The organism is Pseudoalteromonas sp. TB41 (assembly GCF_000497975.1).
In the GTDB taxonomy this organism is placed as follows: domain Bacteria; phylum Pseudomonadota; class Gammaproteobacteria; order Enterobacterales; family Alteromonadaceae; genus Pseudoalteromonas; species Pseudoalteromonas tetraodonis.
In genome coordinates, this window is record NZ_AUTH01000069.1 from 35,416 (window position 1) to 57,603 (window position 22,188).

Annotated in this window: 18 protein-coding genes and 1 pseudogene; 9 read left to right on the plus strand and 10 right to left on the minus strand. The window is 40.1% G+C overall.

The features are described 5' to 3' along the window. Window positions 1–347: 347 nt before the first annotated feature. From L641_RS0109335 to lptD, 7 genes are all read right to left on the minus strand, one after another. A complete protein-coding gene (locus L641_RS0109335) occupies window positions 348–2,363 on the minus strand; it encodes a methyl-accepting chemotaxis protein (RefSeq protein ID WP_024601752.1) in 2,016 nt (671 codons plus the stop codon). A 304-nt stretch (window positions 2,364–2,667) separates the two neighbouring features. Then, window positions 2,668–3,486, minus strand: coding sequence for a symmetrical bis(5'-nucleosyl)-tetraphosphatase (locus L641_RS0109340; RefSeq protein ID WP_024601753.1), 819 nt, complete (start codon window positions 3,484–3,486; stop codon window positions 2,668–2,670). Window positions 3,487–3,501: 15 nt separating this feature from the next. After that, window positions 3,502–3,891 carry a Co2+/Mg2+ efflux protein ApaG gene (gene apaG / locus L641_RS0109345; protein WP_008113223.1) on the minus strand — a complete coding sequence of 130 codons (390 nt, stop codon included), beginning with the start codon at window positions 3,889–3,891 and terminating at the stop codon, window positions 3,502–3,504. Then, window positions 3,875–4,681 (minus strand): 16S rRNA (adenine(1518)-N(6)/adenine(1519)-N(6))-dimethyltransferase RsmA, encoded by an 807-nt coding sequence (gene rsmA / locus L641_RS0109350; RefSeq protein WP_008113221.1) that lies wholly within the window; start codon window positions 4,679–4,681, stop codon window positions 3,875–3,877. The genes apaG and rsmA overlap by 17 nt, the downstream gene beginning before the upstream one ends. Further along, window positions 4,678–5,670: a 4-hydroxythreonine-4-phosphate dehydrogenase PdxA gene (gene pdxA / locus L641_RS0109355; protein WP_008113219.1), complete on the minus strand. Its 993-nt coding sequence runs from the start codon at window positions 5,668–5,670 to the stop codon at window positions 4,678–4,680. The genes rsmA and pdxA overlap by 4 nt, the downstream gene beginning before the upstream one ends. Window positions 5,671–5,672: 2 nt before the next feature. After that, complete coding sequence (gene surA, locus L641_RS0109360; RefSeq protein ID WP_008464120.1) at window positions 5,673–6,968, minus strand: peptidylprolyl isomerase SurA; 1,296 nt, start codon at window positions 6,966–6,968, stop codon at window positions 5,673–5,675. 96 nt (window positions 6,969–7,064) lie between these two features. Continuing rightward, window positions 7,065–9,311, minus strand: coding sequence for an LPS assembly protein LptD (gene lptD, locus L641_RS0109365; RefSeq protein WP_024601754.1), 2,247 nt, complete (start codon window positions 9,309–9,311; stop codon window positions 7,065–7,067). A 94-nt stretch (window positions 9,312–9,405) separates the two neighbouring features. Here lptD and L641_RS0109370 point away from each other — a divergent pair, with 94 nt between their 5' ends. From L641_RS0109370 to djlA, 3 genes are read left to right on the plus strand one after another with little or no spacing between them, the layout of a single operon-like run. Next, window positions 9,406–10,404, plus strand: a complete 999-nt coding sequence (locus tag L641_RS0109370; RefSeq protein WP_024601755.1) for a phosphotransferase — start codon at window positions 9,406–9,408, stop codon at window positions 10,402–10,404. Next, complete coding sequence (murU, locus tag L641_RS0109375; protein WP_024601756.1) at window positions 10,401–11,057, plus strand: N-acetylmuramate alpha-1-phosphate uridylyltransferase MurU; 657 nt, start codon at window positions 10,401–10,403, stop codon at window positions 11,055–11,057. Before L641_RS0109370 ends, murU begins: the two co-directional genes overlap by 4 nt. A gap of 33 nt (window positions 11,058–11,090) precedes the next feature. Then, entirely contained in the window at window positions 11,091–11,948 is an 858-nt protein-coding gene (gene djlA, locus L641_RS0109380; protein ID WP_008113211.1) for a co-chaperone DjlA, read from the plus strand. Here the strand turns inward: djlA and L641_RS0109385 are convergent. The 3 genes from L641_RS0109385 to rapA form a co-directional block, all read right to left on the minus strand. Continuing rightward, complete coding sequence (locus L641_RS0109385; RefSeq protein ID WP_024601757.1) at window positions 11,931–12,860, minus strand: DUF3530 family protein; 930 nt, start codon at window positions 12,858–12,860, stop codon at window positions 11,931–11,933. The genes djlA and L641_RS0109385 overlap by 18 nt on opposite strands. A gap of 92 nt (window positions 12,861–12,952) precedes the next feature. After that, window positions 12,953–13,606, minus strand: coding sequence for a bifunctional tRNA pseudouridine(32) synthase/23S rRNA pseudouridine(746) synthase RluA (rluA, locus tag L641_RS0109390; protein ID WP_024601758.1), 654 nt, complete (start codon window positions 13,604–13,606; stop codon window positions 12,953–12,955). A gap of 142 nt (window positions 13,607–13,748) precedes the next feature. Then, entirely contained in the window at window positions 13,749–16,643 is a 2,895-nt protein-coding gene (gene rapA, locus L641_RS0109395; protein ID WP_024601759.1) for an RNA polymerase-associated protein RapA, read from the minus strand. 299 nt (window positions 16,644–16,942) lie between these two features. On the opposite strand from rapA, the pseudogene L641_RS22285 reads away from it, so the two are divergent. From L641_RS22285 to L641_RS22290, 6 genes and pseudogenes are all read left to right on the plus strand, one after another. Continuing rightward, a pseudogene (locus tag L641_RS22285) lies at window positions 16,943–18,314 on the plus strand (PIN domain-containing protein). Next, on the plus strand, window positions 18,311–19,693 hold the full coding sequence (locus tag L641_RS0109405) for a PhoH family protein (RefSeq protein ID WP_008464132.1): 1,383 nt from the start codon (window positions 18,311–18,313) through the stop codon (window positions 19,691–19,693). The pseudogene L641_RS22285 and the gene L641_RS0109405 overlap by 4 nt, the downstream one beginning before the upstream one ends. A 192-nt stretch (window positions 19,694–19,885) precedes the next feature. Beyond that, on the plus strand, window positions 19,886–20,248 hold the full coding sequence (locus L641_RS0109410; protein ID WP_024595179.1) for a hypothetical protein: 363 nt from the start codon (window positions 19,886–19,888) through the stop codon (window positions 20,246–20,248). Between the two features lie 208 nt (window positions 20,249–20,456). Then, complete coding sequence (locus tag L641_RS0109415) at window positions 20,457–21,494, plus strand: hypothetical protein (protein WP_013465892.1); 1,038 nt, start codon at window positions 20,457–20,459, stop codon at window positions 21,492–21,494. Then, the gene (locus L641_RS0109420) at window positions 21,491–21,808 is read left to right on the plus strand and encodes a hypothetical protein (RefSeq protein ID WP_008109627.1); all 318 of its coding nucleotides are present in this window, start codon (window positions 21,491–21,493) and stop codon (window positions 21,806–21,808) included. Before L641_RS0109415 ends, L641_RS0109420 begins: the two co-directional genes overlap by 4 nt. Before the next feature lie 12 nt (window positions 21,809–21,820). Next, the gene (locus tag L641_RS22290; RefSeq protein ID WP_016899198.1) at window positions 21,821–22,168 is read left to right on the plus strand and encodes a hypothetical protein; all 348 of its coding nucleotides are present in this window, start codon (window positions 21,821–21,823) and stop codon (window positions 22,166–22,168) included. The last annotated feature ends 20 nt before the right edge of the window (window positions 22,169–22,188 follow it).

Genomic DNA, 22,188 nt, shown 5'->3' on the forward strand with positions numbered 1-22,188 from the left:
TTCAGAAATGTAAAAACCCAGCTTATGCTGGGTTTTTTGTTTTTAAAATCTGCTCTATCATCCACCGAAACCATATCACCGTAATGATACCCATTGAATTAAATCGCTAATTGGCTTTTGTTAAGCGCCACGAATTATTCCGTAGATAATGGCATCAGTTGTTTATAACTAAAAAACATAAAGAGTATGAGCATTAAATAATTTTACGAGCTAAGTCGTTTGGTGTTGTGTATTTAGAGTGCGGTTATGAGCTGTTTAAGTATGCCTGAAGAGGAATAAGGGGGCTTTACGCTGACTTACTAGGGTATGAGCTGTAAGTAGCTCTAAGGCTACTTACAGCGCGATATTTATACTTTAAAGTTCTCTACTGATATTCTTAGTTCTTCGGCTAATTTAGCCACTTCTGAACTTGAAATATTCGTTTGTACAGCGCCTTCTGCTGTTTGCTCGGCAATAGCAACAATAGACTCTAAGTGCTCACTGATCTCTTGTGATACTTGTTGTTGCTCTTGTGCTGCTGTTGATATCTCTTCACTGACATTATGCGCTTGTGATACTGCAAGGGTAATTGAATCCAGTGCACTGTTGGCTAAGTCACTTTGCTCAACACATGAAACCGCGCGTTCTTTACCTTTTTCCATAGCTTTAACCGCTTCTTCAGCGCCCGACTGTAGTGACTCAATCATAGATTGAATTTCTTGGGTCGACTCTTGTGTTTTACTTGCAAGTGATCTTACTTCATCAGCTACCACGGCGAAGCCTCTGCCTTGCTCGCCGGCACGCGCAGCCTCAATCGCTGCATTAAGTGCGAGTAAGTTAGTTTGCTCGGCAATACCGCGAATAACATCTAAAATACTACCAATTGATGCGCTATCTTTGTGTAGTTTATTGATAACACTTGATGCTTCGTCTACCTCGTAGGCGAGTTGCTCAATGGTTGCTTTATTTTGATTTGAAATACCTTTAACGCGCTCCGCTTCTTTATCGGCATTTTTAATTTCGCTCAGTGCTTGTTGTGCACTATTACTCACTGTTTGTGATGTGCTGCTCATTTCAGTGGTTGCGGTTGCTGCTTGCTCTACTTGCGCTTGCTGATTACTGATTGCTTTGCTTGATTCACCGGTAATTGTTGAGGTTTGCTCAGAAGCGGCTGCAAGTTGTGTTGAACGTGAAATAATACCGGTGATTAAGCTACGTAAACTATCAATTAAGGTATTACAACTTTTCGATAATTCACCAAATTCATCTTTTGCGCTGTCATCTAAGCGTTGAGTCATATCACCACTGGCAACAATATCTAGAATACGATTTACTTCCGCTAATGGCTTAGTAATACGGTTAACCGTAATGATGGCTACAAGCACAGCGATAATAGTCGCAATGATCATACCTATCCATGTCCATAAATTAGCTGAGTTTACGTCACTACGTACGCCTTCTTGTAATGTAAATGCAACGCCACTGGCTTGTAATACTAATTCGTCAATTTGGCTAAGCGCTGTTCTAGTCGCTTTTTCAGACTCTGCTAATTCACGCTCGGTTGTGCTTATTGCGTCAATAAGGCGTTTTTTATTCGCTGAAAGGCTATCGTTACCTAAAATATTGCTCTCTAGGGTATCTACATAACCCTTTAAGTCATTAAACAAGCTGCTGTGACTTTGCTCTATCGCCGGCTTTATTAATGAAACGGTACGAACGACTTCTTCAAAGTAATACACTTGCTCGTTTTTGATAATATCGAGCGTGTTAAGCGTTTTAACGGTTAGCATGTCGGTGCTGCTGGTAACCACAGACATAAAGTTATTTTCAAGGTTATTAGCTGCTTGGTAAGCACGCGGGTGGTTATCTTCTAAGCCATCAATATCAATAATATCAAGTACCATAGAGTTAGCGTCTTCAGCCGCGAGTTCAACAGTTTCTAATTGAGCTTTGAGCTTTTTATTAAGCACTAACTGAGTGTTTTTGTCTTTCAGCAGACTCTCTATAATGTTTAAAAAACTTAAGTAGGTTTTTTCAACTTCAAGGCTGCTTTTGTTTAACTGTGGATCGTCTTTAACAACTTGTTGTAGTTCGCGGTGCAATTTATTAAATATTTGTTTTTGCTCTTCTATTTGCGCTTTTAACGTGGCGAGTTCTTGAGCCGATGTTATATGGAAACTAGCTTGAGCGGCTTTACTCATCAAAATAAATTCAGCTTGTAACTGAGCGCTCTTGTTTAATGCAGGAAGCGATAGCTGATTAACTTTTTGAGTTGAACGATCTATATTTGCTATTTTTATTAAAGAGTTACCGCCAATAATTAAAAGTAATAAAGTGATAAATATAAAACCACCCCAAATACGTTGACTCACTGTTAGATTCATATGGTTTTCCATTCAAAAATATGTCTATTAAAACTTATCGGCGCTTTCAACAATAAGTTAAGTAATTAAAAATAATTAATTTTTACTGTTAATAGTTAGTTGCTAAATTTACCGCAAAACTTAATTACAAACTAAGTCTTTTATTAAAGATAAAAAATAATATAGGCAATAACACTCGTTTACTGTCTATGTTTAACTCAATTATAAGAGCATTGCTATTTTTTACACATTATTGTGAATGTTTTGTAATTATACAATTTAACATCCACTCTTAAACTTAACAGATGTATTAACTTTTTTCAGTTTATTTAGACAAAAGTTGTGATTTTTCTGAAAATTTTTGCTTACTTTGCAGTTCTATTAGTGTCATTGAGCCACCCCATACGCAACCCGTGTCTAGAGCATAAAGGTGGTTGTAGGGCGTTTTGCCTTCAAGTGCTGCCCAGTGTCCAAAAATTAGGTCATGTTGAGCGTTCATAATGGCAGGATGAGAAAACCAAGGAATTAGTGATGATGAATTTGTTGTTGCTTCTTTTGCATTAAAATCGAGCAAATTATCAGGCGTAATAAAGCGCATGCGAGTGAAATAATTAACGATGTAACGAAATTTAGCAGCATCATCAAGTTGCTCCGTCCATTTTAGCGGGTGAGGCTGATACATGTTTTTTAAGAAGAACTTAGTGTTATCAGAACCATAGCATTGCTGCGCAAATTGAGCGTGCTTAATGGCTTGCTCGCACGACCAATCAGGGTTAAGGCCTGCATGAGAAATAAAACAATTATATTGTTCTAAATAAAGCGCTAAAGGCTGAGTTTGTAAAAACGCGATGTAGTGGGGCAGTTTACTACTGTTAAACAGTGCAGTGAGTTTGTCTTTGGGGTTAGGTGTAACGTTATTTAAATAACAGGCAATCATGTGTAAGTCATGATTGCCTAATGTGACGCTAACGCTGTCTTGATGTTGATAAATATAATCAAGGCACGCTTTAGAGTCTGGGCCGCGAGCGACAATATCACCCACTAAATATAGGTGATCTTTGCTAGGGTTAAAGTCGACTTGCTTTAACAATAAACTAAATTCGTCAAAGCAGCCTTGTAAATCACCTATTGCGTAGTCGGCCATTGTTACCTGTTTTTATCAGTGTAGGATATTAGGGCAGGCTAAGCGGAATACGTTTATGGGGGCTTTAAATTCAGCACCAAACTCGTTACGTAAAGTGTAATGTCCCTGCATGGTGCCTACCGGTGTATCTATTATTGCACCACTGGTATATTTGTAGCTTTCACCTGGGGCTATATCTGGGGTTTCACCCACCACACCTTCGCCTTGCACTTCTACTTCTTTGCCATTGGCATCAGTAATTAGCCAATAACGGCTAAGTAGCTTTGCACTGCATAAACTGTGGTTTTTTATAGTAACGGAGTAGGCGAACACAAACTTATCTAGTTCAGGTTGCGATTGCTCTTCTACATAAAACGTTTCAACAGATACCTTTACAGGTGATCCTATATTACTGCTTGTTGTCATAAATCCAGTTAGCTATATCAATAAATTGTTGTAACGACAGGCTCTCAGCTCGCAAAGTAATATCAATGCCAATGCTGGTTAATTCGTCAGCGGTTAGAAGGTTGCCAAGGCTGTTACGCAACGTTTTACGGCGCTGATTAAACGCTTCTAAACAAACGGTGTTTAATATTTTAACGCTTTTAGCGGTGCGCTGCTGTGCCTTTTTAGGGATTAAGCGAATCACCGCAGAATCGACTTTAGGTGCCGGTTTAAAGCATTCAGGCGGTACCTCTACCACAGGCATCGCATGACAATAATACTGAGTCATCACACTCAAGCGACCAAAGGTTTTACTACCAGGGCCTGCTACCATGCGCTTTACCACTTCTTTTTGCAGCATAAAGTGCATGTGCTCAATATGATCGGCAAATTCAAACAGGTGAAACAACAAAGGCGTTGAAATATTGTACGGCAGGTTGCCGAATACTTTTAGCTTTTTGTCATCTTTAACCAAGCTTGCAAAATCAAACTTCATTGCATCGCCTTGGTTTACGGTTAATTTTGGCCCTAAAAATGGGTGTTCAATTAAACGCTGGGCTAAATCTTTATCTAGCTCAACAACCGTTAAATGGCCACTTAAATCTGCAACAGGCTCGGTAATAGCGCCTAGACCTGGGCCAATTTCTACTAAATTATCTTGCGGTTTAGGATCGATAGCGGTGACGATTTTGTCGATGATTGACTCATCGAATAAAAAGTTTTGGCCAAAACGTTTACGGGCGCGGTGTCCTAAGTGTACTTTATCGGTCATTGATTCTGTGCTTTTTCATGGGCGAGCTTAATTGCTTCGCGGATCGCTAATTCAAAACTGCCAACATCAGCATCGCCTGTACCGGCTAAATCAAGCGCAGTACCGTGATCGACTGAGGTGCGAATAAATGGAAGGCCGAGAGTTATATTCACTGACTTACCAAATCCTTTGTATTTTAGCACAGGTAATCCCTGATCGTGATACATAGCCAGCACTGCATCGGCTTCATTTAGGTATTTATCTTGAAATAACGTATCGGCTGGTAAAGGACCGATTAAGTTCATCCCCTCAGCTCTTAATATGTCAAGTGTAGGCGTAATCGTGTCGATTTCTTCTCGGCCTAAATGGCCATCTTCACCAGCATGCGGGTTTAAGCCACAGACTAAAATGCGTGGTTGCTCAATACCAAATTTCGTTTTTAAGTCATGATTAAGAATATTAGCCACTTTAACTAGTCGCTCTTGCGTAATGGCACGAGAGACATAAGCAAGCGGAATATGTGTTGTTACTAGGGCAACACGCAGACCTTCGGTGGCTAATAACATAACTACATCGGCTGTACCTGATTGCTGAGCAAAGTACTCAGTATGGCCACTAAAAGAAATGCCGGCTTGGTTAATAATACCCTTGTGAACAGGCCCCGTAACAACGGCATCAAATGTGCCATCCATATTCTTTTCGCTGGCAATACGTAATGTATCTAACACGTATTGCCCATTGGCGTCATTAAGCACGCCAAGCTCAACGGGCTCTGCTAAATCAATCTGCTTAATATATAAGCTGCCTGCTGCTGTTGGCATTGCTTTGGCTTGTTCATCAAATTCAATTAATTTAATGTTTAAACCTAAATGCTTAGCGCGCTGTTTTAGTAGCGATGCATCTGCAATCGCTACTAGTTGCGCATCCCAGCTATGCTGTGCCAGTTTTAATAGCAAGTCTGGGCCAATGCCTGCAGGCTCACCTGGGGTTACCGCAATTCTTAAGGTCATAATTATTCGTCTATTGGGAAAATTTCAACATGGGCTTGTTCGCGCATTTCTTGCTGCCAGTTAAAGCTTTCCTCTTTAAATTTACGATTAAACAACATGCCATGTGCACGATTACGTTTAGCTTGCTCGGTCTTATCTGCAACACGTTTATCTAGTAACTGCACAATGTGCCAGCCAAACTGACTTCTAAATGGTTCGCTGATTTCGTTTTTATCAAGTGATAGTAACGTATCTCTAAACGCAGGCACGTAGGTGGTTGGATCAGTCCAATCGTATTGACCACCTTTAAGTGCTGAACCTGGGTCTTGTGAGTACTCTTTAGCAAGTTCTGCAAAGTCAGCATCGCCGGCGCGTAAATCTTTAACAAAGCCTGCTAGCATAGTGCGTGCTTTTTCTTCACTTAAAATGATTGAAGGCTTAATAAGAATATGACGAGATTTAACTTCAGTGGTTTCTACTACTTGGCGGCCACGTACGTCTTGTACTTTAATGATGTGGAAACCCGCACCGGAACGAAGTGGACCAATAATCGCATCTTTCTTTTTACCTTTTACAGCTTCTGCAAATAACGATGGCATTTCGTTAATGCCCATCCAACCTAATTGGCCGCCCTCAAGGGCCTTTGAGCCACTTGATGATGAAATGGCAATACGCTTAAATTCTTGGCCGTCTTGCAGCAGTTCAATAACTTTGTCTGCGCGTGTTTTTGCTGAGCTTACGTCGTCTGCACTTGCACCACTTGGAATATCGATAAGGATATGACCAATATCATATTCTTCGGCATTTTGGCCTTGGCTATCCATAATTTTTAGTAAGTTATCAATTTCTTGGTCGCTTACATATATACGGCGGTCTACGTTTGCACGCGTAACTTGTTGCGTGGTTATCTCTTTACGAATTTCTTCGCGGTAAGCTTGAAAGCTCTCACCCGACGCTTCAATAGTACGACGCAAATCAGCAATTGTACCGCCTTGCTCTTTAGCCATGTTGGCAAGGGTTTGGTCAAGCTGGCTATCTGAAATTTCTAAGCCCATACGCTCAGCCATCTGCATCATCAAGGTTTGATTTACTAAGCGTTCAATCGCCTGAACACGCAGTGTTTCGTCTTTTGGCAGCTGTTGGTTTTGTTCTTCTGCTTGTTTTTTTACGCGATCAACAATGGTGTCTACTTCACTTTTTAAAATAACGCCTTGGTTTACAATACCAATTACTTTATCTATTTCGACAGGGGCGGCAAATGCACTTTGGCATAAGCTGAACGTTAAAACTGCTGATGTTAATAATTTTTTTAAATTCATATTCTTTTTACTACTCTTACTAATAGTACTGTTGTAATGCTAAATACGGCTAAATAGATATAGTTATTTGTAAATTGTTACTATAAATAAAGCAGTTTAGTCATTAAGAAAATACGGCCTACGATAACCAAAAATACCTTGTTGTAATAATTTTTGAGCATCGTAACGGCTTTTACTACCAAGCCCTTTTAATACAAAATTCAAACGAATACTCGAATCAAAAGTGGCTTGGGGTTGCCCAATTGACTGATTTAAATCAGTTTCAATTTGGCGATGGCCAGTAATTTGGAACGCCCAACAGCACGATTCATACTGTAATCCACTAAATACTTCAATACTGCGGTTATTATCAAGATCGCGATGGTAACTTGCAATAAATTGCCACTCGTCACTGATAGGGATGCTTGTAAATAAGCCCGCTTGCTCGATTGTATTTCCTGAGACATCATTTGCATAGCGATGGTTCAATTGAACCAGCTGATTATCGTCACCTTTATAGTCTAAGGTTAAATTTGACTGGATAATTTGCTTGCCATCGGTGTCGTACTGAATACCACCCGATAAATACCAGCGGCGGTGCCAATGTAACATGGTTTGCGCTGCAAACAAGGCATTGTAGTTACTATCGCTATTAAGCCCTTGCTCTGTAGGCTTGGCTGAATCACTTAAATAAAATATTTGGCCTGCGCTGAAGTTAAATACTTCTTCATTTTTCTTATCAAATAAACGCGTTGTAGCCCCGAGCGTAAATTGATTAGCTGCGGCAATTCGGTCAACACTTGAAAAACGCGCATCCCTGAATAAACCAAAAAAGTCATCTTGTAACTTGGTGGTATCGTATAAGCCAATGTCAGACTGATCTTTATTAGGCGTATATAAATACTGAATTTGTGGCTCTAGAGTTTGAATACCATCGTCGATAAAAATTGAGGTGTCGCGCTCAAAGTTAAGCTGAGAATATAAGCGCACTTTTGGCAAAGTACGCGAAACATTATCGCTATACTGTGTACCCTGTAAATCACCGTCTTGTTTATAGTTAGTTTGCAATAAGCTCACTTCAGATAAAAACGACCATGCATACTCTTTGTAATCAAAGCGTGCTTTAGGCTCTATATGCACACGAGTGGCTTGGTCAATTACCGCAGAGCTGTTAGTAAAATGGCTCAGCTCGCCTGAAACACTAAAATCGAAATAATCAATTTTCCAAGGGGTGGTTTGGGTAAAGCTAATTTGTGGTAACGCCGTGTATGATTCTAAGTGGTCACCGAGTACTTCAAAGTTTTGCACTTTTATATCAGTACGCCACATTTCGCCCATATGGGTTAGCGAGCCGGTACGATAAAGCTGCGTATCGGTTTTACTGACATAAGCGGAGTTTAAATCAGTTAGGTAGTTGTCATCACTAACATTGGTAATATCAATACTGGCTCGCCAGTCTTCACCAATATAACTTTTTTGTTGCCAATGAAACAAAAAACGCTCGTTAAGCTCAGGCTCTGAGTCATCTTGATTTAAATATTCTACAGCCACTAAACCTTGGTGCTCTGGGGTTAAATATCTAAATTCAGTTTGTAATTGTAGCCCCTTACGTGACATATAACGCGGGGTAATAGTGGCATCATAATTAGGGGCAATATTCCAATAATAAGGCGTAATCGTTTCTAACCCATAGCGATCTGAACTTGAAAAGCTGGGCGTTAATAAGCCTGACTTACGGCGCTCATCGAGTGGGAAAGTAAAATAAGGTAAATAGAGTACCGGCGTATCTAAAATACGTAGCACGGCATTGTAGGTTTCGCCCCAGCCTTCTTCACGTGATAAGTTTATTTCATCGGCTTCAATAGCCCACATAGGCGTATTACCTGGGCACGCAGTAAAGCTTGCATTCATCAGCATTAAGCCAGACTTATCGATGGTGAGCTTTTCCGCGCCGCCTTTGCCTTGTTGTTGTGTTAGGCTGTATTGTGCGCCTAATAAACTAAATGCTGAGTTGTTTAAATCGGCATTTAAGCCCGAACTTTGTACGTGGCTTACATAATCGCGATAGGTAATTGGGCCAGTGGCATTAAGCAGGCCACGTTGTTTATCAATCAGTGCTGATTGTGCGGACAAACTCATGTTAACGGTGTTAATATCAACATTGCCAGTAAATTCAGCGCTTTGTGTGCCTAAAAGCTCAACGTCATCAGCGCTGATATCAACCGTTCCAAGCTCAAGGCCAGCAAGCGGTTGCCAAGCTCTGGTTTGCATTGAAGTGCCACAAAAATTGTGTGTCAGTTCAGTTTCGGCAAGCGATGGTGCGCTCAGTACGCTTAGCATCAAAATGCCCCAGGTTTTGCTCATTTATCGACCTTTATGCTCTGTGATTAGTTACAAGCTATACATAATAAAGGAAAACAATGGCAAAGTAATTAGTGAAAAATAGATAGCTTATAAAATGACACGCTTTGAGAGTTTACAACAGTTTATTAATACTCACTTTGGTGAGCAATCCTATGCGCTTAATGCAATAACCGCAGATGCCAGTTTTCGCCGTTATTATAGGTTAAACGCTGAAAATAAAAACTTTATTGTGATGGACTCCGATCCAAAAAAAGTTAACAACGTCCCTTATATTGCATTAAACAAGGTGTTTTCTGAGCAGGGGTTTTTATTACCATCCATTATTCATAGTGACGAGCAGCAAGGTTTTTTTATTCTAAGTGATTTAGGTAGCACCCATTTAGCTGACTTGCTTGATGATGGCAATCGCAGCGAATATTACCAGCAACTGATCAGTTTAAGTGCCAAGTGGGCAAAAACTCCAGCCGCGCCGTCAATGAATCCGTATGACCGTGACTTTATTGCATTAGAGTTGGATATTTTTAAAAATTGGCTGGTTAATGATTTTATTAGCGCAGAGCTCAGCGCTGAGCAGCAACAGACTTGGCAAACAAGCACTGCGCTGCTAATAAATACACTGCTTGAGCAACCTACAGTCACAATGCACCGGGATTATCACAGTCGTAATATTATGCGCTGCGAGCAGCAATGGGCGATTATTGATTATCAAGACGCGGTACAAGGCCCATTATGTTATGACTTGGTCTCGCTTTTAAGAGATTGTTACTTTAAGTTGCCTAATGACGAGCTTACTCACTTACTCGAGTTTGGCTATGACGAATTTAAGCGCCAAGGTTTAACTCATGAATCATTTGCAGAATTTAAATATTGGTTTGATTTAACGGGTTTACAGCGCCATTTAAAAGCGGCGGGTATTTTTTGTCGTTTATATTTGCGTGATGGTAAACAAGGTTACTTAGCAAATATACTCCCTACACTTGAATACGTAATAGAGGTGGCGGCACAATACCCTGAGCTTAGCGACTTATCGGCTTTGATAAAAACTAGCGTGGTGCCAAAAGTGCAACAGCGGTTAAAAGAGGAACAACCATGAAGGCGATGATATTAGCCGCTGGGCGCGGTAAACGTATGATGCCGCTCACCGCAGAGTTACCTAAGCCTATGTTATGTGTAGCGGGAAAACCACTGATTGAGCATCATATTATGCGCCTAAAGGCTGCAGGTATTACTCAAATAATAATTAACCTTGCGTGGCAAGGGGATAAAATAAAAACCTATTTTGCAGATGGGCGCGCGTGGGGCGTGACTATAACCTATAGCCAAGAAGTGACGGGCGGGCTTGAAACCGCAGGCGGTATTATTCAAGCGCTTCCTTTACTTGGTGAATCATTTATTGTGATTAATGGGGATGTTTACAGCGACTACGATGTCAGTGCATTAATGCAGCTACATTTACAGCCTAAAGAGGCGCACATTGTATTGGTTGAAAACCCTGCGCATAATCCTGATGGCGATTTTGCACTGAGCTACTTACCGACAAATAGCCAGCGGTATACCTTTTCAGGGATAGGGCGTTATCAAGCTGACTTTTTTGAGGGGCTAGCCCCAGGCATTCGGCCATTAGGCCCTTTGCTACGTGAAAAATTAAATGAACATTTAGTCTCCACTGAACTCTATATTGGCCAATGGGACGATATAGGCACACCAGAGCGTTTATCGGCTCTTAACCAACAACTAGCGCCATAAGCTAAATATAAAACATTAGAGGTAAGTTTTAAAATGTGGGGAAAAATTCTCGGTTTCTGTTTTGGTTTTATGTTTGGCAAAATATTTGGTGCCATTTTAGGCTTATACCTAGGCCATATGTTTGATAAAAGCTTAAAAAAAGACTTTGATAAAGCTGGCGGCTTTTCTAACCTTTTTAAAGGCGATGATGTTAACGAACGCCAAGCGTTGTTTTTTTCGAGTTGCTTTGCGGTAATGGGACATATTGCCAAGTCGAATGGCCGTGTTAGCGAAACCCACATTAAAGCAGCGACGCTGTTTATGGATGAAATGGGCTTAAAAGGCGAAGAGCGCCGTGAAGCGCAGCAGGCGTTTCAATCGGGTAAAGACAGCGACTTTTCACTCAAAGATACGGTTTATGATTTTAAAGAACGTTTTGCTAAACGTTATGATTTACTGCAGTTATTTTTAGAAATTCAAATCCAGATGGCGTTTTCTGACGGGGTACTTGCTGCACAAGAAAAGCAATTACTGCAAGAAGTTAGTAAGCAGCTAGGTGTGTCTAAAGCACACTTTGCCTTTGTATTAAAACGTTATCAAGCAGAGTTTAACTTTAGGCAGCAACAACAGCGTTTTAAACAGCAGCAAAGTCAAAGTAGCAGCTACCGTGAAGGCTCAGGGCATCATGTACCACCAAGTAATGATATGAACCGTTCGCAAGCATTGGCCTTATTAGGGTTAAATAAAGACGCATCGCAACGTGATATTAAAGTAGCCTACCGAAAGCTCATGGCTCAGCACCATCCTGATAAGCTCGTATCGCAAGGTTTACCTAAGCATATGATGGAAGTCGCGGTTAAAAAAAGCCAAGATATTCAAGCGGCATACGAGTATTTAAAAAAGGCGGCGTAAAAACCCGTCTATTTCTTTGCTTAGCCGCGCATGTTGCTGCGGCGCATCGCGTAATCCAAACAGCTGGCGCTGGCGATAATCAAACTTTGCATTTCGATTAACCCAACGCTGGCGGTTTTTAAGATTCATTAAAATATCATTACTGTCTGTAGCAAAATAAATATCTAACAAAGCGGGGGTGACCAAAGATGTTATTTGGCTTAACTTTGCATTGCGTTTTGTATTAGGAAGGTAACTGCTCAAACTAATGAAGGCGTTTATTTTTGAGTCTGAAAACTCAGCGTAATGCTCCAATAACACCCCAGCACTGGTGCCTTGTGCAATAACAACAATATTCTCAGACTCAATCGCAGCCTGCTGATATAAAGCGTCGTAGCGAGCGAGTAGTTTTAACTTGTAATTGTCTACCACCTCAGTATTTACTTGCTCAACATAGTCAGCATGATGGGGCTGTTTTTGTGTACTGGTGTTTGGCTTAGTATTTGCGTTGGCTGTTTCATCATTTGTGCCCACAGAATCATTAGTCGTTTTTGCTGTGTCATCTTGGGCTGCTTGCCAATCTATATCAGGAACTGTCATCGCATAAGAAGTGTACCCATGATTATTCAGCTCTTTACGCAAAAAGTTCATGCCGGAATTGTTTGTGGGCGTTGATTGCCAGTCAGGAATGAGTATGACTACCCCTCTAAAGTCGGCGCTCATATATTCACTGTATAAAGTTAAAAACTCAGTATCACCAGCTAAAATAGACTTTACTTCATCACTTTGGGCTAGGTGAGAGATATCCGCATCAATATTTTTTGAAAAGGGAGGAGGAGCGAGATACTCAGCACTAAGTACTTGAAAACTGATTAATGCACAGCCAAGCGAAAGAGTAGTAATAATGACTTTAAACATCTGCGTAATAAACATAATAAGCTTTTAATTTAAATCTTATTTATGTATCGGCGTAGCACTCTTAAAGTTTAGCTATTTACTACAAATAACTAAAAGATTAATCCGTATTAAAAGTCGGGGTCAGCTTCAAACGTGAGTACTTGCTCTGTAACAGGATGCTTTAGTTGCAGCATTTGTGCATGTAGCTGTAATCGAGGTGCCGCAGCAAGTGCGTCTTTGTGGGCATATAAACGATCGCCTAAAATAGGGTGGCCTAAGCTTAGCATATGTACTCGCAGCTGGTGGGAACGCCCTGTAATAGGAGTAAGCTCTACACGGGTTGCCTGTACTTCACGTTCAAGCACTTTAAAATGGGTAAGCGAAGGTTTGCCATTGTCGTGATCAACCATTTGCTTAGGGCGGTTCGGCCAATCACAAATAAGCGGTAAATCAACGGAGCCGGTTTCATTTTCAAGCTGTCCATAAATTCGCGCAATGTAACGTTTTGCCGTTTCGCGCTCTTGAAATTGCATACTTAAATGCCGATGAGCGGCTTTGTTCATTGCCAAGCAAAGTATTCCTGAGGTAGCCATATCTAAACGGTGAACAATTTTAGCCGTAGGAAAAACACGGTTGACGCGATTAATTAAGCTATCGGCATGTTTTGGGTCTTTACCTGGTACGGTGAGTAACTCGCTAGGCTTATTTACAATAAGTAAATCATCGTCTTGAAACAGTATAGTTAAATACGGGCTCATAGGGGGATTGTAGTTAACTAACACGGCAGACCTCAGTGATTTTGAAGTGCGCTATTTTAGTGGAGTGAGGTCTTAGGCTCAAGTAAAAAGCGCGATATAAATATCGCGCTTTCTTTTTATACACACACGTTAGTAATCTTTAACTAACGACTGACAGCTAGGTTCTCTAGTGCGAAACCACAATCAAACGAATCGCATCGAGTTTTAACTGCGCTTTTTCAATATGTGCGGTGAGCTCATTGCGTTGTTTATCGTAAAAGGTAATTTCCTCTTGGCGAATGTTTGGATTAATTTGTTTCAGTGCAACTAATCGCTGTTGCTCTTCGCTCAACGATGTTTGCATTTTTGCTAATGACTCGGCACGAATAAAATCCAGCTTTTGTTGCGCCATGTCTTTTGCGGTATTGATCATTGGATGAACCGCACTTTGCAATGCACCGGCTAATTTACTTGCTGTTTGACGACCTACCGCAGATAGTTGCTGATTAAAGCCATCAAAACCAACATTTTCACCTAAGTTATTACTGCTCTTATCGAGTAAAATACGAATTGGCGTAGGGGGTAAAAAGCGACCCACTTGCAGGACTTTTGGTGCCATGGCTTCGGCAACAAATATTAGCTCAACAAAAAAGGTGCCTGGTGGTAACTTTTTGTTTTTAAGTAACGCCACCGATGAACTACCAAAATCATCATCACAAATCATATCCATAGTGCCTTGCACCATAGGGTGATCCCAACTAATAAAGTGCACATCTTCCTGAGAAAGCGCGGTATCGCGGTCAAAGGTTACTGTCATACCATCGTCTTTTAGCGATGGGAACGAAGCGTTTAACATGTGCTCAGTGGGCTTTAAAATAATGGTGTTTTCACCTTTATCTTCTTGGCTTACACCAAAGGTGTCGAACACGTTGATCATGTAGCTTGGCAGTTCAAACTGGTTATCGAGCTTTTCAATGTCAGCTACAAGTGAGTCAGCAGCACCTTGTCCCGATGAATGTAGCTCTAGTAAGCGATCTCGACCACTTTCCATTTGCTTACGTAATATTGCATTCTTTTGTGCTACTTGCTCAAGGAGTGGATCTAGCTCATCTTCATCACAATTATGAGCTGCAATGTACTCAAGTAAATCTTCGCTAAACTCTTTATACAGCAACTGCCCAGTGGTTGATGTGCTTTCAAACGCATCTAAGCCTTCGTTATACCAACGCAGTAGTACTTCTTGTGCTGTGTTTTCAAAGTAAGGCACGTGAATGTTCACATCTTGTGTTTGCCCTATACGGTCTAATCGACCAATACGTTGCTCAAGTAAATCGGGGTTGAGTGGTAAATCAAATAACACTAAGTGATGTGAGAACTGGAAGTTACGACCTTCTGAACCAATTTCTGAACACAGTAATATTTGTGCGTTATCGTATTCATCGGCAAAGAATGCCGCAGCGCGATCACGTTCAATAATCGACATGCCCTCGTGGAACACAGAGGCTTTAATTGCTTCGCGTTCACGTAATATTTGCTCCAGGCTAATTGCTGTTTCGGCTTTAGCACAAATAAGCAGTACTTTTTCACGCTTGAGTGTTTTTAGCGTTTCGATTAGCCAATCTACACGGGGGTCAAATAATCCCCAACTTGCGCTTTCACCTTCAAATTCTTGAAATATTTTTTCAGGGAAAAGTGCACGTTGCGCACTGAGTTCGGCATTTTGAATGCCACTCATATTACCCAGTACGGTCATTGCTGTTTTGTATTGCTTAGGTAATGCCATTGGGTAGGCATGTAATTTACGGCTAGGGTAGCCATCAATGCCACTGCGGCTATTTCTAAATAATATGCGTCCAGTGCCATGGCGATCTAATAACATATTGAGTATTTCTTTGCGTGCAGCAAGGTCGCCTTGTTGGGCTTTTTCAAGGATATCGGTGATATCTGTTTCTTTTAATAGCTCAATTAATGTGGCCTTTGCGCTGTCATCCAGTGCTTGTTCTTGTAATAACTGATTAGCAGCTTCGGCAACGTCTTTGTAGTTTGCTTCTTCTTCTTTAAACACGTCATAGTCGTAAAAACGATCTGGGTCGAGCAGTTGTAAACGAGCAAAATGACTACGATGACCCAGTTGGTCTGGCGTAGCGGTAAGAAGAATTAGCCCTGGAATATCTTGGCTCAGCTCAGCCATACGTTGGTATTCGGCACTAGGTTTATTGTTATTAATACTTAAATGATGCGCTTCATCGATTACTAATAAATCCCAGTCGGCCAACGTAGCTTGTTCAAACCAGCGTTTTTTCTTGGTTAAAAACTCAAGGCTAGTAAGTACCAGTTGCTCGGTATCAAATACATTGGGTGAATCAGCAAACGCTTCGTCGCAGCGTTCTTCATCAAAAATTGAAAAACGTAAATTAAAACGGCGTAGCATTTCTACTAACCATTGGTGTTGTAAGTTCTCAGGCACAACAATAAGTACACGGCTGGCACGACCGGTGATAATTTGTTGATGTAAAATCATGCCCGCTTCGATGGTTTTACCTAAGCCTACTTCATCAGACAGTAATACCCGTGGTGCAAAACGTTTACCGACTTCTTGAGCAATATAAAGCTGATGCGGAATAAGATTAGCGCGTTGACCAATTAAGCCTTTAATAGGTGATTGCTGACGTTCAAACTGATGTAACCAGGTTTGATAGCGCAAAGTATACCGATCAAAACGGTCTACTTGGCCCGCAAATAAGCGGTCTTGCGGTTTATTGAACTTGATAAAGTGATCTAAAAAAGTTTCTTTTAATTGTACTTTTTCACCGGTATCAACACGCTCTCCGTGATAGCACAATAACTCACCCTGCACTTCAATAGACTCGACTTGTAATTCCCATTCTTCAACGCTTCGGATCACATCACCAGGATTAAATGCTACGCGGGTTACCGGTGCTTCTGCAGAAGAATAAACACGGTTTTCACCACTGGCAGGAAATAAAATACTGACCTGGCGGCCATCAATGGCAACAACGGTGCCCAATCCTAAATCTGACTCTGTGTCACTTATCCAACGCTGACCTAAGGAAAAATTCATGTATGTCTCGTCTATGAAGAAAAAGGCGGCTATGTTACCTGTTAGATAACACCACTGCAAGGCGCTATTTGCCTGACTTTTAATTAATTTTATAAGTATGAATTATTACCAACCCTAAGCGCTCATTAGTGCGTCGATTTTGTGGAAAATTCAAACTAAATGATATTTGTCATAAAACAGACTTTTATGACAAATAGACTAAACTCAAATTATATCTAAGTAATTAATCAAGTTTATTAGTAACCACTGATTAGTTTATTGGGTATAGCATAAAAATCATAAAACGTAAGGAAAGTACTATGGGAAAAGCTTCAAATTTTGATAGTAAAATGTATGTGCTAGATACCAATGTATTACTTCACGAACCCCTCGCGTATTTGTCATTCCAAGAGCACCAAGTTGTTATCCCAATGACCGTATTGGAAGAACTTGATCATATAAAAGATAGAAAACACGATGTGAGCCGCGATGCGCGAGTGGCTATTCGTGGCTATTCGTGGCCTTGATGGGGTGTTGAGTCAGGCAACTCCCGAACAAATGTTACAAGGTGTGGCGCTGCCAAGGAATAAACAAGGCGGATCGACAGGCAGCTTAATTATTGTAAACGACCATTTATTTGCCGATTCTATTTCTGGTTTGCCGGGCAATGAAAACGACCACCGTATTATTAATTGTGCGGTGCATTTACAAAACCAGCACAGCGATAAAAAAGTCATATTAGTAACTAAAGATATTAACATGCGCTTAAAAGCCAAAGGGGCGGGGCTTAAATATGTTGAAGACTATCGTACTGATCAATTAATTGACGATATTGATTTACTCACCAGTGGTTATAAAAAAATTGAGGGCGATTTTTGGCAGCATGTCGGCCAGTGTAATACTGAGCAACACGGACGTGAAACAGTTCATCATATCCCTAAAGATTTAATTCCTGATGTGTTTTGTAATGAATATTTACTTGATGATGGCGATCAGTTTGCCGCTAGAGTTAAATCGTATGATGGTGAGCATATTACCATTAAAGATATTGGCGCAGAGCGATTGATGCATCAAAGTGCATGGGGAATAAAACCAAAAAATATTTACCAAGCAATGGCTATTGATGCCTTGCTCGACACGTCTATTGAGCTTGTTATTTTAACCGGTCCAGCGGGATGTGGTAAAACTTTACTGGCACTTGCGTGTGCGCTAGAGATGGTGATTGAAAAAGGTATTTACGACAAAGTCATTGTAACCCGTAATACCCCTGAAATTGCTGAATCAATAGGCTTTTTACCTGGCACTGAGGAAGAAAAAATGGCGCCATGGTTAGCGGCGATCACCGATACCTTGGAGGTGTTGCATAAAGGAGATGAGAACCCAATTTCGAGTCGTAATTACATTATGGAAAAAGCCAATATTCAGTTTAAGTCGGTGAACTTTATGCGTGGGCGAAGTATTCAAAATGCGGTGGTGATTTTACAACCCCGAATTGGAAAGATTTTAAAGTTTTTACCCCCTTGTTTTTATTGGCCTGTAGAAAAAGTAAAAAGAATTTCTCTAAACATGGATTTTTGTAACGACTTTAAGCATTCCCACAATAGCCAATCTTTACAGAGTATTTGTTATTTGGGATGTAAGTACAACACGCATTCTAGCAACGATGCAAACTTTTGGAGGGCTGCGTCATGAAAAGCTCTGTTGAAAACCGAAACCCTCGTGTTCTTGACACGTCTGCGTTGGTTCATGATCCAAAAAGTATCCTGTCATATCAAGATGATATTTACATCTGTCTAACAGTTCTAGAAGAATTAGATAACTTAAAAGAAAGAACTAACAAATCGGTTAGTGCTGATGCTCGTGTATGTATTCGTATGCTTGAAGATATAATAAATGGGCACAGTGCAGAAGAGATGGAAGCTGGTATTCCACTGCCTTCTACTGAAACAGCTAAACGAGGAAAACTGTTTATTGGAATTGATACCCAGCTCGATATGGCTAAAGAGTTAAAGCACGGTATTGGAAGTGACGCTGACAATAGAATAATTAACTATGCACTGTATCTTCAGAAGGACTTAGATAAAGACGTAGTAATTGTTAGCCGTGACATTAATATGCGCTTGAAAGCTCGAACCGTAGGGGTCATGGCAGAAGACGTTGCCGTAGATAATCAAATATCAGATATTGATCTTTTATACACAGGGGTACAAGCCTTTAAAGGAGATCTTTTTGATCGAATTAAATCAGACAAAGACTTCAAGGTTTCAGGAGAAGTTTATACTTTCCCAATAAGTCTATTTAATGATGAAGTTCAGCCAAACATGTATTGGTACGATGAAGCTGGACACATTGGGCGAATTTCAGAAGTAACAGATACTGAGGTATTCACAAAGTTATTGCCTCGTAAACAAGAAAAAGTATGGGGCATTTTGCCTAAAAATCAGCGTCAGGCAGTAGCTTTAAGCCAATTAACAGATCCATATTATGACTTAAATATCATCCTTGGCCCTGCTGGCTCCGGAAAAACTTTTTTAGCAGTTGCTTCGGCGCTGCATCAAGTATTGGAGTTAAAAAAGTACAAAAAAATCGTTGTGGTGCGCTCCAGAGACTTTATGGACGATGATCCGGGGTTTTTACCCGGTGACCTGACAGAGAAATCAATGCCGTTATTAGCAGGTATAACAGATGCGCTTATATCAATGCATTCAGGTGATAACAATGAAGGTAATATTAGTGCAACTGTTGAGCATGTGATCGAAAAAGCCAATATAGAATTTACTAGTATGGCTTACTTCCGAGGTCGTTCAATAGACGATGCTGTTTTAATCATTGATGAAGCTCAAAACATGACTAGAGCGCAAATTAAGGGCATGTTAAGCCGTGGTGGCAAAAATTGTCGCACAATCGTGTTGGGCAACTTAGCCCAGATTGATGATAAGTTTGTCACACCCGCATCTTCAGGTGCTAGCGCGGCTGTTAACGTGTATAGAAACTATGAAAAAGGCTCAGTATTGATATTTGATGAAGTAGAGCGTAGTAGCTTGGCTGAATTCACTGAAAAGAACATGTAGGCATCAAACTACAATTCACATTTCCTTATAATATTGCGACAATAGCCACTGCTTTTTGCAGTGGCTTTTCAGAGAAGCCCGTTCCCACGAAAACAGGACGAAATGGATTTACTCTGAACTAAAAGATTAAATATTCACAAAAACTGAGTGACATAGGTGCGTGGCCTAGCGTTGCCGTTTTTTGGTGTATTGATGTCTTTTAATAAAGAAGACCTGCTAGTAAATATAAAAAGGCAGGCAAAACGATTATCTAAATTATTAACTATTCCCCTTGGACAAGCCCAAGAAGCCCTAGCTATTTGTCTGTATGACTGTAACAGTTACAGCGATTTACTAGTAAAAATAAAAGCTGAATCCTTTGACAACCCATTGATAGCACTGTCTGCTCTCTCACCAAACTCGGAAATATTTTTAGTAAAAATATTAGCTAGCCACCTAGATAGCATCATTGGAAATTTTGAAAAAAAATTTCCCGGTTCCAATATAAATGAAGAATTAGTCATATCCCTTTTCGGACTTAGCTTTGATGAGTTCAAAGCCAAAATTTCTGACTGATTTTGTACAAATCCGTAAGTTGCCATTTAAAAATTTAGCGATATTATGAGTGAAAGGTTGTGCGGACAGCCTACGCCTACACATGTTTTTCGCCTTGAAAAACGTGAACAGTGAAGCGGAGCATCCGTAAAAATTTGGTTATTTGAACAATAAATAAAGCAATGTGTTGGTAGGCCATTGTTTATTGGAAAGTTGTTTGGAGAACTAAGTGATCTCACTTTATCAATTAAAGAATAAGCTCAATAAACAAGCAAAAGAGTTTGCTGAGTTATTAGAGTTTCCTGATCTTTACGCCCAAGGCCTGTGGGCTAGAGGTGTTTATAACTGCCCTCATTTTTCTGATACCCATAAATATCTCTCTGAAGTATTTGAAAAGAAAAAGCTGGACTCAATTCTAAAGCACGATTCCCTGAAATATTTAATGATCAACGAATACGATGATCAAGAAATTATTGAATCGCTTCATAAAGAAATTGAGTCAATGGCAAACCGTATTGAAAGCCTGATGCTGGTAGATATCGAAACATTAGAGTTAGTTTCAGTGATATACCAAGTTTTAGGGTTGCCTGAAAATGCCAAGTTTATTGTAAATACAGGTGCAGACTTCCGCTTAGAGTGGCGACCATACTTTGATGCCTTTGATGATCCGTTGATAGTTCAATATGCAGATTTAAAAGTTCATGGTTGTTATTTCAGGCTAATCGCTTGCAAGTTTCCGTTTGAAAAGCTTTCCTTGGATGACATTAGAAAATACATGTACATCAATCATGTAAACCATAATGGTGAGTTTGAAGGCTGTATTTCTGAAGGAAATACATTTTCTAAGCATGTGCACTGGCTGGTGTTGACACTTGAATTATTCAGTAGCGGCAAAGTAAATAAGGCTCAGTTCAATCCAACAACCTTCAAAATCGAAGGTATGCGCTATTTGGTATATGGCTTCCCATTGATTCCTTCCTTTGTATCTGATTGGCACAAACCTGATTTATGTCTACGAGTCAAAAATCTAGATGGCGATCAGAAGTTCATTGTTCGTATCGAACAGCAAGATCTTGTTTTTTATGCGAGGCGCGTTGATACCAACTTTTTTAACACAATCGATTATGAAAAATACATTTCGTTGTATCAATCTAGTGTTCTGTCACATTTTGATGCTGACAACAATTTGCTTAAAGTTGATGGGGTTAAATATCTAAGTTTTTTTCGTCCTTTTTCTGTAGAAGATATGAAAGGAGTTCAAGCATGAGACCTAGAGTAAAACTAACCAACGCAAAACTTATCTCAATTCAATCTGATACAGAGGAAAAAGTTGAACGGGTGCTTTACGGCACATTTGCTGACGAAAATGAAAATGGTAAAGAAGGAGATGCTTTATTCACGATAAAGGTTTTGGAAATCAATGGTCTAGAAAGTAAGTGCTTTGGTGTTGACTTTTATATCTTAGATGCTGAATCTAAAGAGTTTGATGTAAATGCATTTGAGTTTAATTTAATGCATGAGTGTATGTATTCTCCTAATGAGTTATTAGAGCTGCGAGATATGCTCCCGGCTAGTTATTAGTAAGGGAATACGTTGGATAGAATATATTTAAAGGATGCCTACATAGTATCTGTTTACGACTATAAAGAATTTGAAAAAATATTTCTTGGCGAGTTTTTATCAGGGGGGGTTATTGAAGATGAAACATTCAGGTTTCGGCCATTTCAGCAAATCGTGACTTCAAAGATTGTTAGCAAATCTGCTGATGAGGATAAGTTAGAAATATACACACATAGTGGGAGTTGTTATGTGATTGATGCTGACCATAAGTTAATTGATATTTCATTTGTTGAACTGGTTGTTATGAGAGCAGGAGCTTATTCGGCAGATCGAGTTTTAGAAATGAGAGAGCAACTTAAGTCTCAAAATAAAAGCCATTGAATAGCGAAGATAAGAAGTCT

Bases quoted from the DNA above. Each gene is read 5' to 3' on its own strand.
- L641_RS0109335 (WP_024601752.1), bottom strand. From the start codon at position 2,363: ATGAATCTAACAGTGAGTCAACGTATTTGGGGTGGTTTTATATTTATC.
- L641_RS0109340 (WP_024601753.1), bottom strand. From the start codon at position 3,486: ATGGCCGACTACGCAATAGGTGATTTACAAGGCTGCTTTGACGAATTT.
- apaG (WP_008113223.1), bottom strand. From the start codon at position 3,891: ATGACAACAAGCAGTAATATAGGATCACCTGTAAAGGTATCTGTTGAA.
- rsmA (WP_008113221.1), bottom strand. From the start codon at position 4,681: ATGACCGATAAAGTACACTTAGGACACCGCGCCCGTAAACGTTTTGGC.
- pdxA (WP_008113219.1), bottom strand. From the start codon at position 5,670: ATGACCTTAAGAATTGCGGTAACCCCAGGTGAGCCTGCAGGCATTGGC.
- surA (WP_008464120.1), bottom strand. From the start codon at position 6,968: ATGAATTTAAAAAAATTATTAACATCAGCAGTTTTAACGTTCAGCTTA.
- lptD (WP_024601754.1), bottom strand. From the start codon at position 9,311: ATGAGCAAAACCTGGGGCATTTTGATGCTAAGCGTACTGAGCGCACCA.
- L641_RS0109370 (WP_024601755.1), top strand. From the start codon at position 9,406: ATGACACGCTTTGAGAGTTTACAACAGTTTATTAATACTCACTTTGGT.
- murU (WP_024601756.1), top strand. From the start codon at position 10,401: ATGAAGGCGATGATATTAGCCGCTGGGCGCGGTAAACGTATGATGCCG.
- djlA (WP_008113211.1), top strand. From the start codon at position 11,091: ATGTGGGGAAAAATTCTCGGTTTCTGTTTTGGTTTTATGTTTGGCAAA.
- L641_RS0109385 (WP_024601757.1), bottom strand. From the start codon at position 12,860: ATGTTTATTACGCAGATGTTTAAAGTCATTATTACTACTCTTTCGCTT.
- rapA (WP_024601759.1), bottom strand. From the start codon at position 16,643: ATGAATTTTTCCTTAGGTCAGCGTTGGATAAGTGACACAGAGTCAGAT.
- L641_RS0109405 (WP_008464132.1), top strand. From the start codon at position 18,311: ATGAAAAGCTCTGTTGAAAACCGAAACCCTCGTGTTCTTGACACGTCT.
- L641_RS0109410 (WP_024595179.1), top strand. From the start codon at position 19,886: ATGTCTTTTAATAAAGAAGACCTGCTAGTAAATATAAAAAGGCAGGCA.
- L641_RS0109420 (WP_008109627.1), top strand. From the start codon at position 21,491: ATGAGACCTAGAGTAAAACTAACCAACGCAAAACTTATCTCAATTCAA.